We start from the raw sequence: 16,882 nt of genomic DNA on the forward strand, positions 1-16,882 counted from the left end.
TTTACCATAAATCAGCTTGTTGCTAGCTAATGCGCTAAATCATTTATAGCTGACTCTTCAATTAGTTTGGCTATTTTGTATGGAGTTCTATTAATGTTATTGACATTTGTCACGGTTCTCTGATAAAATATTGAACTATACGGTTTAGTTTAGTTGGTGTAAGATGGCAAAAAAGCAAAAAATTTTGGAATCAGCAACCAAACTCTTTATGCAAGAAGGGTATGGTAGGGTAAGTATGGATCAAGTGACTAGAGAGTCTCTGGTATCTAAGGCAACGGTTTATGCTCATTTTAAAAATAAAAATGAGTTATTTGTGGCAAGCCTTACTTATTATCAGGAATTACATCAGATAAAAGCACCGATATTTAAGTCTAAAGCAGCAAAGAATTTGGATGACTTATATTTTAGTGTGCGAGATTATAGCCAGCAGGCATATGACTATTATAATACTGATGCAATTGTGAATCTGTATCGGATATTGATTGCGGAGATAAATGAATTTCCTGAGCTCTTTGAGATGTTTTTTGGTAATCATACCGGAATAACTAAGACATTGTCCGATTTCTTGGGGCTTTTGCCAGAGAAAATAATTATAACGAAGATAATTGTTATATTTTGGCTTGTCAGATATTGGATCTGGTTCGTGGTGCAACCATTTGGACTAAGCTCGTAAAGAATCCAGATAAACTAAAACTTTTTGAAGATCAAAATATAATACCGGAAAGTATTGTAAAAAGTATTCAAGGGCTAATCAAATTACATTTATTAACAACTCATGAAGGAAAATAATATGAAAAAAGCACTAATTTTAATCGATTATATTAATGAAATCTGTCATAAAGATGGTGCATTTGGTAATTATCCAATGCTTGCCGCTAATGATGCATTTAATAAATTAAATAAACTCCTTGAGCATGCGCGTAAGTCTGACTGGCTAGTAGTCTGGATTATCGTTGGCTTTAGCAAAAACTACCTAGAAGCAAATGCCAAATCGCCGATTTTCTCCAAAGCAGTCGAGTATAAAAAGCTTCAGCTAGGGACTTGGGGAACCGAGATTATAGCGGATCTCAATTATGATCTAGCTGAGCCAATTATTTGTAAAAATGTAGTAAATCCATTTTATGGTACTAATCTTGATCATGTCTTACGGATTAATAGTGTCGAAGAAATATACTTGACTGGAGTTTCTACCGAGGTAGCAATTCAATCAGCAACTCGTGATGCTCATGATAGAGGCTATGTTGTAAATGTGATCGGTGATTGTTGTGCTAGTAGTCATCCGCATCGGCATGAAGCTTCTCTTGAAATGCTAACGTATATGGCAAATGTTATTGATAGTGAGTCAGTAATAAAAAATGGCTAGTAGCGTATTTAATTTTGGCTGGAAGATAAATTACCGCTGGTTTTTGATGATGCTAACGGCGGTAATTCCCGGTATTATTGTAAGCATTCTTACTGGTCAACTAATGTGGCTAACCGCTTCATTTCTTGCTGTATGTGGAGTTATCCCATATACGGCAAGTCATAATAGTCCAAAATTTGTTCTCTTAAACTCATTGCTCGTGTGTCTAGTTGCTTATTTCTTACATCTTATCTTACTAAGTGCTTGGGAATGGTTTTTATTTGCTACGTTAATTCTTGCATTAATTGCAGGGATTATTGATAATATGGATAGTGAATTACGAGTACTTTCGAGCTGGGTTATCATTGGCTGTGTTTATGGTGCTGTTAAGCTAGGGGAATATCCACTAAGTTTTTATCAACTTCTTGAAATTATGTTCCTAGCTACGGCTAGCGCTGGCTTGGTACTACTTTTGCCATTAAAGCATCCAGTAACTAAAATTAATTTACAGTTTATCCCACCCAACAATCCAAATTTTATCTTTAATTTCAAGTATGTGATCCCAACATTATTAGCAGTTCTTGCTTGGCAAATATTTCATTTGCATGAGCCAGAGTGGGTGATTTGGTCAGCATTAAGTGTTACATATCCAGAGTTTGAAAGTGCGTTATTGAAATTTAGACAGCGCGCGATTGCTGGGCTAATCGGAGTTAGCTGTGGGCTGATAGTCGGTAGTTTATTGCCAATTTCTCTTTGGATAACCTATAGCTGCTTTATACTGGTTTGTCTTAGTCTGAAAATGTTTAAAGATTATTTCCCGGGATATTTATTACGCTCCTTTTGTGCGGTTGTCTATGCTGCCAACCATTCGTTTGAGGTAGCACTTTATCGGATTGGCGATGTGATAATTGGAGGGTTAATTGGCATCATTTCAGCATATCTTTTGATTAAATTCTGGCTTAAAATAAGAAAGGATAAAGACACAGTTATCTAATGATTAATTCCTTTCATATACTCAAACCGTTTGAAGCTCCTAGAGTGTTGTCTCGCTCCTTGCCTACTACCCTTAGGCGTTGTCACCCACGCCTACCATGAATCTTCAATCTGATTTAGTATATAAAGCGGATAAAATATAAATAATCTTATCAGCTTAGCTTCTTCATGATTTTATAATATCTTTGTAACTAATCCAAGCCTTTCGGTCGCATTTATCAGCGCCATTATTGAGGCGGTTACAATATCTTGATGTTTGGCTACGCCAAATTTACTTGTACCGTGACTGCCACTTCTACATTCAATCATGGTAATTGCTTCGGCACTAGTTCCGCTGCTAATGGACTTCTCTTCGTAGCTAATAATCTCAAGATAATTGCCTAGAGCTGCTACCGCTGCTTCCATAGTGCCGTTCCCTGTGCCGGATACTAAAATTTCTTTGCCATTAACTTCTAGTTTAATACCAATTGCACCAGTATCAGTAAATGAGTGGCTTATATACTTTAGTGATTTTTCAGGCTTGTCCAAATAGGTCTGATTAAATAATCTCCATATTTCGTCCGGGCTTATTTCCATTTCGCTAGTATCAGCATGATTTTGTACTATGCTACTGAATTCAATTTGCATTCGGCGTGGCATTGTAATTCCATAGTTATTTTCCATGATATACGAAATGCCACCTTTCCCTGACTGGCTATTAACTCGAATAATACTTTCATAAGTTCTACCCAAGTCAGCTGGGTCAATTGGTAGATAAGGGACAGTCCATAATTCTTGAGCTTGTTGATAAGTGAAACCTTTTTTGATTGCATCTTGATGTGAACCAGAAAAAGCAGTAAATACCAAGTCTCCAACATATGGATGTCGTGGGTGTATTGGTAATTGGGTACATTCTTCGACGATTTTGGCAATCTTGTTTATATTTGAAAAATCAAGTTCTGGATTGATTCCATGAGTATAAAGGTTTAGAGCAATTGTTGCAAGATCAAGATTCCCACATCTCTCGCCATTACCAAATAAGCAGCCTTCAATCCGCTCTGCTCCAGCAAGTAGTGCTAATTCTGCGGTTGCAATTCCAGTGCCGCGATCATTGTGTGGATGCACCGATAGAATCACATTGTGGCGGCAATCAAGATTATTACTCATCCATTCAATTTTGTCAGCAAATACATTCGGGGTTGTATTTTCAACCGTAGAAGGTAGATTGATAATTATTGGGCGTGTATCTGAGGTTTCCCATGCTCTTATTGCCGTATTGCATGCATCTAAGGCAAATTCTGGCTCGGTTGAAGAAAATGTTTCTGGTGAGTATTGAAAGATCCACTTGGTACTAGGAATATTGTCAGTTAATGATTTAAAGTACTTAACATGAGTATCAATTAATTCTAAAACTTCCGTTTTTGTCATTCCAAAAACGATTTCACGCCATGGTTTTGCCGTTGCATTATAAATATGAACAATTACTTGTTTACAGCCTTTTACCGCTTCGACAGTTTTTTGAATCAAATCTTTTCTAGCCTGGGTCATCACCATAATAGTTACCTCATCAGGTATCCGATTTTCTTCAATTAGTTTTCTAACAAACTTGAAATCAATCTCAGAAGCAGCAGGGAAGCCAACTTCTATTTCTTTAAATCCAACTCGGATTAACTCATTATAAAATTTAAGTTTAGTGTCAATACTCATAGGATTAAATAAGGACTGATTACCATCACGTAAATCGGTTGATAGCCAGCTTGGGGCTTTTTCTATGGTTTTATTTACCCATGTTCTTTTTGGAAAATAAAATTGTTCAGCGGGTTGATATTTTGTAGCCGGATTTTTTAGCATCTTGATTTCCTTTTTATCATTCATAACAATATTATATTAATTAGCCTTATTAATTTTATTGCATAAATTCTTTATTTTTGTATATATATGATATATAATTTTGTATGTTAGTAAAATTATGAAAGATTATTGCAGGTGATCCTTGATTCATATGATAAAGCAATTTTGAGGGCTATTCAGGAAGATGGCAAAATAACTAATCAGGATCTCGCTGATCTAGTCGGATTATCACCGTCTGCCTGTTTACGGCGGGTAAAGGTTCTTGAAGATAGTGGGATAGTCAGTAGTTACAAGGGAATACTAAATTCTAACAAGTTGGGGCTTAGCTTAATGGCAATTGTATCCATTTCAATGGATAAACATACTACCGAGCGATTTGATTTCTTTGAAAAGCAGATTGCGATAATTCCGGAGGTAATTGAGTGTTTGCTAATTACCGGGCAGTCAGCCGATTATATGCTAAAAATACTGGTAACTGATTTGGAACATTATCACCAAATCTTACTTGGCAAAATTACCAAAATTCCCGGAGTAAGCGGTGTTCATTCGAGTTTTGTGCTCAATAGAATTATAGAGAACCGTCCGATTCCGATTTATTAGTTTAAGCGAATTAAGCATTATAAAATATGAATTTCTTGGTTTTATAAGCTACTTGCATATGTTGCGCCCACCTAGGTTGAACGATGGACTTATCATAGTAATAGATCATATTATCTGGGGTTTTAAATTGATTACTCTGATCTTGTGATTTATTTATATTTTCAAAAGCCCGAACTAATTGTGTGCTATCATCAATTTTATAATATGCAAGCATATCATTATAGCTATTAAATTGCAGCTTCTTCTGGGTTGAATTAGTCCAGCTAAATTGATTTTTAGCAAAAATAATATCACAAGCAGTCTTATGGCTATCATGCATCCGGTTTATAACTACCCGATTTACTAACTGACATTCTTTATCTGATGCACTACGGCATTCTTTGTATAGATTAATTGCCATACATAAACTTGCTGTAACTACTAACATTTTTCTTCCTTTTGAATAACCATTATTACTTATATTAGATCTTAACCAATAAACATGAGTTTTTGATATAGCTATTTCTGCAATTTATCTATCCATTTTTGCTATGATCTTAAAAAATCATATTTATTTGGCTTTTCAAAATCGTATAGGTAGATTGCGTAGTTAGCTATATTCAGTCTATGTGATGAATTGTTAATATAGCGTCATGGGAAATAAAAAGCCCGGTAAGCAAAAAAGTAAAAAACATACGTCAAGGAGACATCAAATGAAAAAACTACTTATCGCTTTAGCTGCAATTGGTTCAGTAAATGCTTTTGCAAGTAATATAAATGTTCAGTTACAAAATAATACAGTATGCCCGGTATCAGTAAATGGTAGTACAGTAGCTCCTGGTGGTACAGGCACAGCAACAATAAATTCAGATGGTACATATGCAGTAACCGAATATGCTTCATATTCCGATGGTTCATACCATTGTGAGATAGCAGCTGGTTCAGTGCTATTATCAACAGCGGGGAATCACTCAGGAGCAAAAGAAGATGATTCGTTTACTCTGACTGCAATCCAAGGGAGTTCATTCTCGACAATCAGTAACCCATTTGGTGGTGTACTACAGGTTGACGGGCAAAGCCAGCCATTAAATAATGCTTCAATTAAATTATCCGCTGGTCAGACACATAATGCGGTTCTGACAGTAAATGGTGGTGGAGTTATTCCATCAAGTGAGAAACCAAAGCCAGTACAACCGGATTACCAATACCCAAGTGTAATTCGAGCAACAATAACTAATAATACAACCTGTCCGATGATGGTACTGGGTGGTCCAACAATCCAAGCTGGGGAAACAGCAAGAAACATTACGCTAGGTGCAACCAGTGCTCTTCTAGAGAAGATGGATGGACCAACTGGGAAATGTGCATTGTCGGCAACAGCAAGTGTTTATTATGATCGTGCAACAGTAACTCCAGCTACTAATGGTAAAGTTACATTAGAGCAAAGCCCATTAGAGAACAAAGGTTCTTACTTTAAGATTAGTGCAGTATCAGGTAATCAAAGTGGATCAACGACATCAAAATCAGCAGGAACATTCCTAAACCATGCGTTTAATGATGAAGTAGAGAAGAACAATCCTGCAGTAAATATAGCAGTAGGTACACATATCAATCCTGAGCCAACGCCACAAGCAGGGGTATATCCGGAAGGTTACCCTAACTATAAGGCAGGTGATCGTATTAAGGGTACAGATGGTAAGACTTATGAGTGTAAACCATTTCCTTACACCGGATGGTGTAATCAGGCTCCATCGGTTTATGCACCGGGAACAGGGACTAGCTGGTCAGATGCATGGACAGTGGTAAGTAATAGTGTATCTGTAGCAGGTGCAGGACATAGTTTCTGGTAAACACAGTAAGTACATAGAAACAAAGATAGTATAAAGATCCTTGACGACCACCGTAGTTTACGGTGGTTGTTTTCTTTTGCTATTAGACTTTTAAGAAAATTATTCACGAATAATTGCAAAATCTTGATAAAGTTTTGCCGTTGCCAATAATTTAGCCATTTTTATCTGGGTGAGTAGAATCTCATAATAGTCAATTCGTACTAGGCATTTAGTGTATTCTAGTTTGCTACTGATGCCAGTATTGAATCTGGTACTTTCGAGCGCGCAAGATTTATTTATATAGTCAAGCGCGCGGGTATTATCATCAAGCTGTTTTGAAAATTGGTTATGGGCAGAAATGTCATTGTCAACATCGCGTAAGGCAGCTTCAACCGTTTGCAGATAATTATAATAAACCTGCTTGTAAATAGCATTACTGGCAGCAATATCAGCAAATATTTGTGCATTTAAGATTGGCACGCTTATCATGGACTGTTTCAGATCACCGGGAACATAACCATAGCCTTCATTTTGTGAAGCATCGCGATAGAAATTACTAAAATTAATTGTTGGTAATAGTTCTGACTGTGCTACGCCAATTCCAGCATTGGCTGCTTCAAGACGCGCTGTTACCTCCGCTACATCTGGGCGGTTATTTAATACTGTAAGCGGCAAATTGCCTGGGATCAGTATATTCGGTGCAAGATTATTAAATGTATTTTTATGAATTATCTTCCCAGGATTTTGGTTCGTTAGGAAGCGTAATGCATTTTGACTTAATACAATATTATGCCTGATTATTTCGAGTTTTGACCTGATTTCAGCAATTTCAGCGCTACTTACAAATGGTTCTTTTTCGGAGCTAACGCCAGTAGTAAATCGTTGTTGGTTAAGAGCTAATACCATCTCCATATCCGACAGAAGCTTTTGATATAAGACTTCCTCTCGTTCATATGCAAGAAGGCTAAAGTAACTAATTGCAACCTGATAAATTACTTCTAGCTGGACACGGGTTTTTGCAAACATGATTGTATTTACAATATATTCTGCTTGTTTTTGTTGCTGAATTAGCTGAAACACATTAATTGTATAATTGGCAAAACCCCCAAAAAAGTAACCAAGATTACCCATCGCTGGGAATGATGAATAACCAGTCATGGCAGTCAAATTTGGTATCCATGCAAATTCGATCCTTTTTAACTGAGCATTTGCCAGTTCAACACTTGCCCCCGCTATTTGTAACTGATTATTTTGTTGGAAAGCAGACTCCATCAGCTGATTTAGTGTATTGTCGCTATATTTATACCACCAATAATTACCACTTTCGCTAGTATTAATTTTGCTATTGGTTGCGACCTCTTTACTTGAAGATGACCAGTTGTTATTAACTTCTGCTTTTGCTGTTGGTCGGTCGGGGGAGACGAGGCTACAACTGCCAAGAAGAATAGTGAGAATGATAGTTAGCTGTTTCATTATTGTTGAGCCTGCAAAATTTTTTGGGTTTGAGCAAGAATTTGTTCGCTACCACTATTAACCTCCAAGAGGAGGTTTTTTAGTTTATGTTCTGTAAATATAGGGTGGGAATCAATCGCATAACCCAAAGCAAATAACTTTAACTTATATTGCCTAATTAGCATTGGTAAGGCTTGATAATGTTTGCCAATTTTTTCCCTAAATTGATTTCCCTGTTCAAGAATTGCGCTTTTAAAGCTATTTTCAATAGTTACTGTTAAAAGGTTAAGGCTATTAAAGTGCATAATCAGTTCAAGTTCTTGATTTTTATTTAAGGTAGAGCGATTGAGAGAGTTAAAGTGAAGTTGGGCTTTAGCAATAATACTATCAAGCCTAGTTATGGCATCATTAAATTCATATAGACCATAATTTTTGCGATGAGTAAAAAAGAAATCCCCACACCCGGCTAAGATGATGCCAATAACTATTGTCATAAAGCGGGCAACAAAGTACGCTGAAAAATGGTAATTGCCGTATTGCATATATTCAAGAAATAGTCCAAGATTGATATTTAGAAATGCAATATTTCGCGAAAAATTATGAATCTGAAAAAAATTGGCAGCTGCTAGTGATAAAGGAATAATTAGAAAAATCAGTCCACTATTTATGTCTAAAAGTAGCCAGATAGGAATAAAGAGTACCAAACCATGAACACTACCCCAAAAGACTCCGCTAATTCGTTCCTTAATTTGCTGGCTATCCATTGGTAGCATGATGGCAAGAACGGTTGCTGAAACCCAGAATGCAAATGGAATATGACTATAAAAGCTTATGAAGAGACTAATTGTAAAAATTAGTGTATTATGAATTAATCTTGAGTATTTTAGCGATTTGATATGCATAAGCTATTCCATAGTTGACTAATTTCATGAAGAATTTGCCATAGATTTCTGATGTCGCTATTTGGTGCAGTGTACTGATTTCTTACAATTTGCTCAATCAAATCAGCTGGGATACTATTATGTTCTTTAAATATTGGATAAGCAGTTTTTAGCCAGCTAAAAAGATTACTCAAGCAGCCATTCTGGTTGTACTTTGCATAGTTGCTATATGTGAGTGCTATCCCAAAATAGAATTGATTGATTTTTGTGGTACAATGCTGAAAGTCTTTCTCGTGTTTGGCTACCTTAGTAAAGCCAAGACTATTATTCATTCTGATTACACAATCACCATGAAATATCACATTTCCTGATTTATTTATAACTATTAACTCTAATTGATCTATGATCCGTTTTAACACCATATTTGCTGAATTAAACCATATCTGATGATAATATTTCGCCGGAATCAGTTGTAAGCTTAGATAGGCGATAATCCCGGCAACCGCCATTGAAATACAGCGATTAACCGCAACATAAAATTGCCCGGCACCACCTACAAGAATTGTCAGAAAACTTAGCACAAAAACAGGTGGAATCAATCCACGATATTGGGTAAACCCAGTAAATGAGGTTACAGTCATTAGGGCAAAATATAGCGCAAAAGAAAATACCAGCAGAGCATAAGTATTATATTTTTCTGCGATTGTGAAGCCAAAAACTCCACAAGCAGTAAATACCATGAAAACTATAAAAGTGCTATTTCTTTGTTGAAATGAGTTTATATTGTTAAGATGTGCAGCGCCAATTGCCAAAACTGCTGGGATAACAAAGAAAAAAGTCTGGTTAAGGCTGAAATTCAGATTGTAAATATTAAAGCATGACAGAATAATATAGATATATAACGATACAATGACGGAGATTCGACCATTACCGTATGCATCATAGTTTTTAAACTGGGTATAACCTGCACTTAGAAAGGAATTCATTGTGAAAGTCCGGTAGTTGTGATAACATCAGTTGCGTGAAATATATACATACATGCTTGCGCCCACATTTAGCGGAAATTTTGGGTCAGGATCGAGAATTTTAATCTGTACTGGAAAACGCTGTGGTAATAGTACCCATTCATTTTCTCGCGCTACTTTTTGTAACTGGCTTCTTGGGTTCGTTTCCTGCCGTTCAACCGACCAGTTGGTTGATAAGACTAGGCCATGAAACACTTTTTGCCCAAGATACATCCGAGGAATAATTGTTGCCTTATCGCCTGCACGGATTAGACGCAGATCAGTTTCAGTAAAATTTGCCTGAATATAAATATCACTGGTATCAACAAAAGAAAAGATTGGATCATGAATTTTTATCGGTGTATAAAGTGACAGATACATATTCTGAATTATCCCGTCACTGGCAGCCCTGACGACTGTTTCATCAAGATTGACTTTGGCAACTCCAGCCAATGCTTCAAGCCGCTTAATTTTCTGTTCCTGAACTTTCAGATTACTTTTATCTACGGCTACTTTTTGTTTTAATGCAATAAAATTATTATACGCAGTTTTGGTGTCATAATTAAGGTTATCCACATCAAGCTTAGCTACGGCATAAGTCTGATAGGCTGCTTGATAACTTTTTAGGTCATTGGCTAATTTTTTGTAGGTTTGTTCGGCCGCATTTTGGCTAGCAACATCTTGTGCTAATTGCTCACTGATGGTGGTATATTCATGTTTTGCTACTTCTACATCAGCTAGTGCTGCTTTATAGGTATATTCATATGGTTTTTGAAATACGATAAATAAGGGATCACCTTTTTTCACTTTTTGCCCATTAACTACAAAAAGATCAGTTACATATCCTGAGACATCGGCTGCGACGGGACGAATATTGGCAACAATAAAAGCATTATCCGTAATCGGGTATAAGAATGAAAATAAATAAGTAATTGCGCTAATAATACCAACGATTAAAACGAATTTGGGGAAGTTTATCCATTCAAGAAATTTTTGCATCTGTACTTTAATAAATAAATGTTGTAATTTAACTCAGAGTTTTAATTTAATTTTGCTTCCCAGCTTATCAATTGCTGCTCTATCACCCTGATGTGTAACTGTATAGTTATTTAGTGTTTTTGGCTTGCAAATTATAGCATATATATACGTAAACAGATTGAAGTTCATTGATATTGCCTGATTTTTACTTGCAACTTTGCAAACCATAATTATTTATCTTCTCATGATTCTTCTGATTAGCTGATATCTGCCGACTTGGTTGTTTCACCGAGGCAGATAAAAAGACTATTTATAATTAATGGAACTGGAATAATTATTAACGCAACTATCAAATTCTCATGGTTTACTGTCAGATTTGAATTTTCTAGTGTAATTACGGGCATTAATTTGCCAATTAATGTGCTAATAATCGTTGTTCCAGTTAATAGTGCAAGAATCCAGTAGCTTTTATAAATAATACAGTATCCAGTGATTATGATTATTATCGATAAGGCAAGCTTTAACGATGTAATCATAATCGGGATGTTAGCTAGTAATAAGGCAGTAAAATTTATATAACGATGATTCATTTTATTAACTATGATTTGTTTTAAGAACGTTATGGAACACAAATCTTGTCATCATAATTAAGACCCAGCTTACAACAATAGTTGCAAATGCCATTTCGGCTAGCCCGATTTGATGCCAAAACTGTCCACTAAGTGTATTCAAACCAATAAAATGAGAGTATTTGATTAGCGCAGTAGCTCCAATTGCTAGCGGAAATGTAAATGATGCATAAATTGGCATAAAACGAATCCGATAGTGATTGATTCTAATCATTGAAATTATAACTAATGATGTCATCATTAACGATAAAGATAATAAAACTCCAACAACAATCTGGCTTGGCTCATTAAAGGCAGTAAGATAACCAGCGAGACATAGGCTTGCTGGAGCACCCATGATAGCAAAGGATGGAAGTTGGGCGTCTTGAATTCTATCACCAAATATCAGACGGTACATCATGACTGGTAGTAATAAAATATAGCAAATAAAACCAAAGTAAAATATTGTATGGGTAATAAATTCTGCCTGCATTGCCTCGCCTGTCACACAAGCTACAATTATACCCACAGGTGGAACAAACCAGCTCGGCAACATATGATTTAGGTCAAAATCTTTGTAACGATGATATATGAAGCTAATTGCAAAAAATAAGTGGAAAAGAATTGCTAGATACCACATTCCTTTTCCAACTATTTGATTATGTTTGACAATAATACTGGCAATTACCATTAATGCCATATCAAAAGCTGGGATAAAACTGCCTGCTACAGGATGACTGATTTCATTCCAAAGTACTTTTGGATGTGATAATTTCTTTATTGCTACCATCAATAATATCAATAAGGCAATCATCGCACAAATATAGCGTAAGCTAGAATGAACTTCGTTAGCAAGGACATTACCCAATCCTGCAGTTCCCAGAGCCAAACCAGATACTGCTACTGGCAGGTTTTTAAGTTTACCGACAAATGTTTTCACGTTTATTTCTCCTTTTGATTTATAACGTTATTTTAGGTTAAAGGATAGACTATCAACAATAGATAAATTTACTACTATCAATACTTGCATACAATTTAAATATTTTACATCACATAGTTACCTGTAGCGTTCTTTGGTAGACTCTTTATCCTTAACCCTTGTCACGAATGCCCACGAATAACAATTGATACCCACCAAATTGGATGGTAGTATCATTTTCCTTTAATCGCTATAATTCCGTAATAAAAAACCTACTCTAAAATCCAGCTATCAATAAGCATTAAAAGTATTCTTCAGTGAATTTCAGACTTTAAATAGAATATAAAAAAGAGAAATTGGCGTAGGAGCGAAGAGTATAATTACGCTATATTTTAACCTTTATCAGGAATCTATCGATGAAACGTAGCCCCGTGCTAGTTATAATGGTAATGTTGACTTTTTTTGCTATTTCTTTTCTAACTAATATAATCGGTCCGATAATGCCTGCTGCCAATGAAAGCTTTCATATGAGTTTATGGCTAGCTGGGTTTTTACCATTTGCATTTTTTATTGCTTATGGAGTTGGATCTCTACCAACTGGCTACTTCACTGATATTTATGGAACTAAATCAATTACGCTACTTGGGATGCTGTTTGCAATTATCTCTTGCTGGTTATTTACACTTATTCATACCTTGCCAGTTTATCTGATTTCGCTCTTTTTTATGGGGCTGGGTATGGCATTATTACAGGTAGTAATAAATCCGCTTTTACGCACAGCTGGTGGTGAAGAGCATTATTCTTTCTTTTCAGTAATGGCGCAGATGATTTTTGCTTGTGGCTCGTTTGGTTCGCCATATGTTTACTCATATTTGGTTACTAAGTTACCTGCTGCGGAATCTGGTGGGGATAAATTTATCAGCTTACTTGCATCAGTTGCTCCTGCTACTATGCCATGGGTCGCATTCTATCTGGTATCCGGGATTATGTTTGCAATATTATTTGTGATTATTGCTATTACCAAATTTCCAAAAGTAGAACTAAAAGAAGATGAACGAGTTGAAGGGTTAGCAATAGTCTTTGAGTTATTTAGAAGTAAAACTGTATGGGTTTATTTTATTGGTATATTTGCCTACGTTGGTACCGAGCAAGGTGTTGTTGTTTGGATTTCAAAATTTCTTGAGACTTATTATAATGCCAGTCCAGATACTATTGGTGCGCATATTTCGGCGTTATTCTGGGCAGGGCAAGCACTCGGATGTATCCTTGGCATGTTTCTGATAAAACTTCTTGATCAAAGAGTGTTGCTTGGTGCTTTCATCATTCTTGGTATCATTATGTTAAGCTGTGCTTTATTTGGTGGTTACGAGATGGCTTTATTTGCCTTTCCTGCATTTGGTTTCTGTACTTCAGTAATGTATCCGGGTGTTTTATCTCTAGGGCTTAATTCATTAAGTAAACATCATGGTACTTTTGCGGGTATTCTCTGTACAGGGATTATTGGAGGTGCAATTATACCTTTTGCAGAGGGTATCATTGGTGACATGATTGGTTTAAAATATGGTATGTGTCTAGTCTATCTGACTCTAGGCTATATGTTCTGGATTGCTCTTGTAGCCAAGCCATTCATAAAAAATAAAACGATTTTCACAAAAGATAAATAATTCCTAGGGGTAATGATGAAAGATATTAAAGTAATCGGGGTTGATATGGGGGCAAGTAATGTTCGTGCTGGACTTGTCCAAAATGGCAAAGTAATTAAATTAGCCAAAGCTGCACTGCCAGATAGCAAGGAATATGATCTAGTTATGCAGACAATATTTGATTGCATTGATCAGGTGTTTGATCCCGAAGTTAGAGGAATCGGCGTTGGTGTTCCGAGTGTTGTAGATCGGGCTAGTGGCGTAGTCTATGATGTGCAGAATATACCATCATGGAAAGAAGTACCATTAAAAGCTGTTTTGGAAGAGCGTTATTCATGTCAAGCATTTATTAATAACGATGCTAATTGTTTTGCGATTGGTGAACGGTTATTTGGCAAAGGGCAGCAATATAAGAACTTTGTTGGCGTTGCCATTGGCACGGGTATTGGTGGTGGAATTATTAATAATGGCAAGCTTCTTCTTGATGTAAATTGCGGTTCGGGAGAATTTGGCGAGATACCATATCTAGATAGCAAATTTGAAGATTATTGTAGCGGAGTATTTTTCCGTAAGAAACATAACTCTGATGGTGAAACAATTTTTAATCTGGCGCGTTCTGGTGATGCCTCTGCTATAAAAATCGCTAATGAATTTGGTAGTCACTTGGGTAAATTAATCTACTCTATCATTCTTGCATTTGATCCGGAAGCAATTTTGATCGGAGGCTCAATCGCGAAAGCCTATGATATCTACAAAGAAGCTCTTTTTAGTGAATTAGCAAAATTCCCATACCCAAGAACGATTAAAAAGCTAACCATAGAATGTAGCGATATTTCTGATATTCAGATTCTTGGTTCTGCTGCACTTTATTTTAATGAAATAAGCTAAACATTTGGTTTTTATCCAAATAGAAACTGTTAGCGGTTAAATTTCTATTATTCATATGTGTGTACTACAGCTATTGATAGATGCCTAGGTGTGATGATTTCGTTTGCATATTTTATGAGAGTAGGACTGGAGATTTGTAAATCAAACAAAAAGTGATCGGACTTACTAATATATTAGCTGCACTCCTACTCATTGATAATAACGTCGAAATTTGAAATCTCAAAGCCATGCCTTACGGTATAGGCAAAAAAATAGTCGATGCGGAATGCATGGCTGACCACTTGTTTTTGTATGAGTTTGTAATTCTTTACACATTATTATCCATAAAACCATTCAACCATATGATTTAATTAAAAGCTTAGTTATTACATATCTAATTTGACAAATTACTAAATGTAGTGTTAATATCAGTATGTAACCACAATATATCGTTTTGGAGTATCTTATGGAAAATTATGTAACAGCGGAAATTAAAATTTTAAACAAGCTTTTTGAGATTTGCCAACATCCAACGCTTGATGAAATTCGTACAGGAGCTACGCGTTCTAAATTTAATATTAGTCAAGAAAAGTTAACGGAATCATTGACTACAAAAGAAAAAGAACATTTTGCTATGATTATGAATCAGCTGATTGATGACAATTTATTGCGCAGATCATGTATTTTAGCTCAGGAAGTTGGTGCTAATGGTCAAATTCCTTTAATTGACATGGAACAAATTAAGCATGTTGAAAGTCATGTAAATGTTATTTGTGCAACAGAAGAAATTTTGGAAAGATTACAGAAATTAAAAGAAACTCATAAAATTTTGAACTAATAAAGTCAATAAGATGAATTTTGCCACAATTAATAAAAAGCCAGCTATTCCGCTGGCTTCCTGTATTGTTGATACCTTACTGGTAACATCACAAACAATGATAACATCATCTTAAGCTGGTGGTTAATATACCACGGTTGTAAGCCGATTCCTGAAGGATTAATAACTGTTTGTCCGGATAATACCCCACGGCTTAGATGATCAATCCGATTCCAATTAATGTTTTTCCAGCTATCATCTACTATTCCACCAGTATCGCCACTATTTGCATTCCAAGACCAATAGAACCAGTTGTAAATTGGCTGATGTTTGCCGCGTCTTGGCATCATTGCTACTATTTAAGTATGATGCAAAACTATTAAAAAACAGTAAATCACGGTTATCGGTAAATCTTGAGCCAAATTCGCCGTAATACTCCGTTGCTTGCGGCGGAGATAGGTAAATTTAGCTCGCTGGTTTTATTTATGCAAAATTTTTGCTAGCAAATTCCCAGTTAACTAGTTTCCAGAAAGCATCCATATAGTTTGGACGGCTATTACGATAATCAATGTAATAAGCATGTTCCCACACATCACAGGTCAGTAATGGTTTATTTGCCGTAGTTAATGGAGTTGCTGCATTTGAAGTTGACACTAGTTCAAGCTCTCCAGCAGGTGTTTTAACCAACCAACCCCAGCCAGAACCAAATGTACCTACGCAAGTTTGAGCAAAAGCTTTTTTAAACTCATCAAAAGAACCCCATTTATTGATGATAGCGTCCTTTAATGCTCCAGTTGGTTCACCACCACCGTTTGGCGATAGAGAATTCCAGTAGAATGTATGGTTCCAGATTTGAGCAGCATTATTAAAAATGCCACCAGATGATTTTTTCACAATTTCTTCCAAGCTAGCATTTTCAAATTCTGTACCTTTTATCAGGTTGTTTAAATTTGTAACATATGTCTGATGATGCTTACCATAGTGAAATTCAATAGTTTCTTTTGAAATATGTGGTGCAAGTGCGTCGTGTGCATAAGGCAATTGAGGTAATGTATGTTCCATATTTTTATCCTTTAATAGAGTACAAATTAACGGTCAATAGTTTACCATGTAACCGGGTTTTTACCAAAAAATTATTTT

The 16,882-nt window shown here is 35.9% G+C and carries 18 protein-coding genes; 8 read left to right on the plus strand and 10 right to left on the minus strand.

Going from position 1 to position 16,882, the window contains the following annotated elements; translation table 11 throughout:
- Nucleotides 1-163: 163 nt before the first annotated feature.
- The 3 genes from CUN60_RS03995 to CUN60_RS04005 all read left to right on the plus strand — a co-directional run bounded on the left by CUN60_RS03995 (nt 164) and on the right by CUN60_RS04005 (nt 2,336).
- Nucleotides 164-673 (plus strand): TetR/AcrR family transcriptional regulator, encoded by a 510-nt coding sequence (locus CUN60_RS03995; RefSeq protein WP_102950784.1) that lies wholly within the window; start codon nt 164-166, stop codon nt 671-673.
- A gap of 117 nt (nt 674-790) precedes the next feature.
- Complete coding sequence (locus tag CUN60_RS04000) at nt 791-1,363, plus strand: cysteine hydrolase family protein (protein WP_102950785.1); 573 nt, start codon at nt 791-793, stop codon at nt 1,361-1,363.
- Nucleotides 1,356-2,336, plus strand: coding sequence for an FUSC family protein (locus CUN60_RS04005; RefSeq protein ID WP_102950786.1), 981 nt, complete (start codon nt 1,356-1,358; stop codon nt 2,334-2,336). The genes CUN60_RS04000 and CUN60_RS04005 overlap by 8 nt, the downstream gene beginning before the upstream one ends.
- Nucleotides 2,337-2,509: 173 nt before the next feature.
- Here CUN60_RS04005 and CUN60_RS04010 read toward each other — a convergent pair whose 3' ends face one another.
- Nucleotides 2,510-4,165 carry a 2-isopropylmalate synthase gene (locus CUN60_RS04010; RefSeq protein ID WP_102950787.1) on the minus strand — a complete coding sequence of 552 codons (1,656 nt, stop codon included), beginning with the start codon at nt 4,163-4,165 and terminating at the stop codon, nt 2,510-2,512.
- Between the two features lie 135 nt (nt 4,166-4,300).
- Between CUN60_RS04010 and CUN60_RS04015 the strand changes: the two genes are divergently transcribed.
- Nucleotides 4,301-4,765: an Lrp/AsnC family transcriptional regulator gene (locus CUN60_RS04015; RefSeq protein WP_102952440.1), complete on the plus strand. Its 465-nt coding sequence runs from the start codon at nt 4,301-4,303 to the stop codon at nt 4,763-4,765.
- Between the two features lie 10 nt (nt 4,766-4,775).
- On the opposite strand, the gene CUN60_RS04020 is transcribed toward CUN60_RS04015, so the two are convergent.
- On the minus strand, nt 4,776-5,192 hold the full coding sequence (locus CUN60_RS04020; RefSeq protein ID WP_102950788.1) for a cell wall hydrolase: 417 nt from the start codon (nt 5,190-5,192) through the stop codon (nt 4,776-4,778).
- A gap of 265 nt (nt 5,193-5,457) precedes the next feature.
- Here CUN60_RS04020 and CUN60_RS04025 point away from each other — a divergent pair, with 265 nt between their 5' ends.
- Nucleotides 5,458-6,594 (plus strand): hypothetical protein, encoded by a 1,137-nt coding sequence (locus CUN60_RS04025; RefSeq protein WP_102950789.1) that lies wholly within the window; start codon nt 5,458-5,460, stop codon nt 6,592-6,594.
- A gap of 99 nt (nt 6,595-6,693) precedes the next feature.
- Here the strand turns inward: CUN60_RS04025 and CUN60_RS04030 are convergent, their stop codons facing one another.
- From CUN60_RS04030 to CUN60_RS04055, 6 genes are all read right to left on the minus strand, one after another.
- Nucleotides 6,694-8,046 (minus strand): TolC family protein, encoded by a 1,353-nt coding sequence (locus CUN60_RS04030; RefSeq protein WP_102950790.1) that lies wholly within the window; start codon nt 8,044-8,046, stop codon nt 6,694-6,696.
- Entirely contained in the window at nt 8,046-8,927 is an 882-nt protein-coding gene (locus CUN60_RS04035; RefSeq protein WP_102950791.1) for an FUSC family protein, read from the minus strand. The genes CUN60_RS04030 and CUN60_RS04035 overlap by 1 nt, the downstream gene beginning before the upstream one ends.
- The gene (locus CUN60_RS04040; protein WP_102950792.1) at nt 8,909-9,892 is read right to left on the minus strand and encodes a hypothetical protein; all 984 of its coding nucleotides are present in this window, start codon (nt 9,890-9,892) and stop codon (nt 8,909-8,911) included. The genes CUN60_RS04035 and CUN60_RS04040 overlap by 19 nt, the downstream gene beginning before the upstream one ends.
- 27 nt (nt 9,893-9,919) lie before the next feature.
- Nucleotides 9,920-10,909, minus strand: a complete 990-nt coding sequence (locus tag CUN60_RS04045) for an HlyD family secretion protein (protein WP_102950793.1) — start codon at nt 10,907-10,909, stop codon at nt 9,920-9,922.
- Nucleotides 10,910-11,145: 236 nt separating this feature from the next.
- Nucleotides 11,146-11,478: a hypothetical protein gene (locus tag CUN60_RS04050; RefSeq protein WP_102950794.1), complete on the minus strand. Its 333-nt coding sequence runs from the start codon at nt 11,476-11,478 to the stop codon at nt 11,146-11,148.
- Between the two features lie 4 nt (nt 11,479-11,482).
- Nucleotides 11,483-12,436, minus strand: coding sequence for a TDT family transporter (locus CUN60_RS04055; protein ID WP_158649278.1), 954 nt, complete (start codon nt 12,434-12,436; stop codon nt 11,483-11,485).
- A 395-nt stretch (nt 12,437-12,831) separates the two neighbouring features.
- Here CUN60_RS04055 and CUN60_RS04060 point away from each other — a divergent pair, with 395 nt between their 5' ends.
- From CUN60_RS04060 to CUN60_RS04070, 3 genes are all read left to right on the plus strand, one after another.
- Nucleotides 12,832-14,079: an MFS transporter gene (locus CUN60_RS04060; protein ID WP_102950796.1), complete on the plus strand. Its 1,248-nt coding sequence runs from the start codon at nt 12,832-12,834 to the stop codon at nt 14,077-14,079.
- Nucleotides 14,080-14,091: 12 nt separating this feature from the next.
- Nucleotides 14,092-14,946, plus strand: coding sequence for an ROK family protein (locus tag CUN60_RS04065; RefSeq protein ID WP_102950797.1), 855 nt, complete (start codon nt 14,092-14,094; stop codon nt 14,944-14,946).
- A gap of 445 nt (nt 14,947-15,391) precedes the next feature.
- Entirely contained in the window at nt 15,392-15,763 is a 372-nt protein-coding gene (locus CUN60_RS04070) for a hypothetical protein (RefSeq protein ID WP_102950798.1), read from the plus strand.
- Nucleotides 15,764-15,807: 44 nt separating this feature from the next.
- Here CUN60_RS04070 and CUN60_RS04075 read toward each other — a convergent pair whose 3' ends face one another.
- Entirely contained in the window at nt 15,808-16,092 is a 285-nt protein-coding gene (locus tag CUN60_RS04075; protein ID WP_158649279.1) for a hypothetical protein, read from the minus strand.
- Between the two features lie 133 nt (nt 16,093-16,225).
- Nucleotides 16,226-16,804 (minus strand): superoxide dismutase, encoded by a 579-nt coding sequence (locus CUN60_RS04080; RefSeq protein WP_102950800.1) that lies wholly within the window; start codon nt 16,802-16,804, stop codon nt 16,226-16,228.
- Nucleotides 16,805-16,882: the final 78 nt, after the last annotated feature.

This window comes from Aquella oligotrophica (assembly GCF_002892535.1).
GTDB classification, from domain to species: domain Bacteria; phylum Pseudomonadota; class Gammaproteobacteria; order Burkholderiales; family UBA11063; genus Aquella; species Aquella oligotrophica.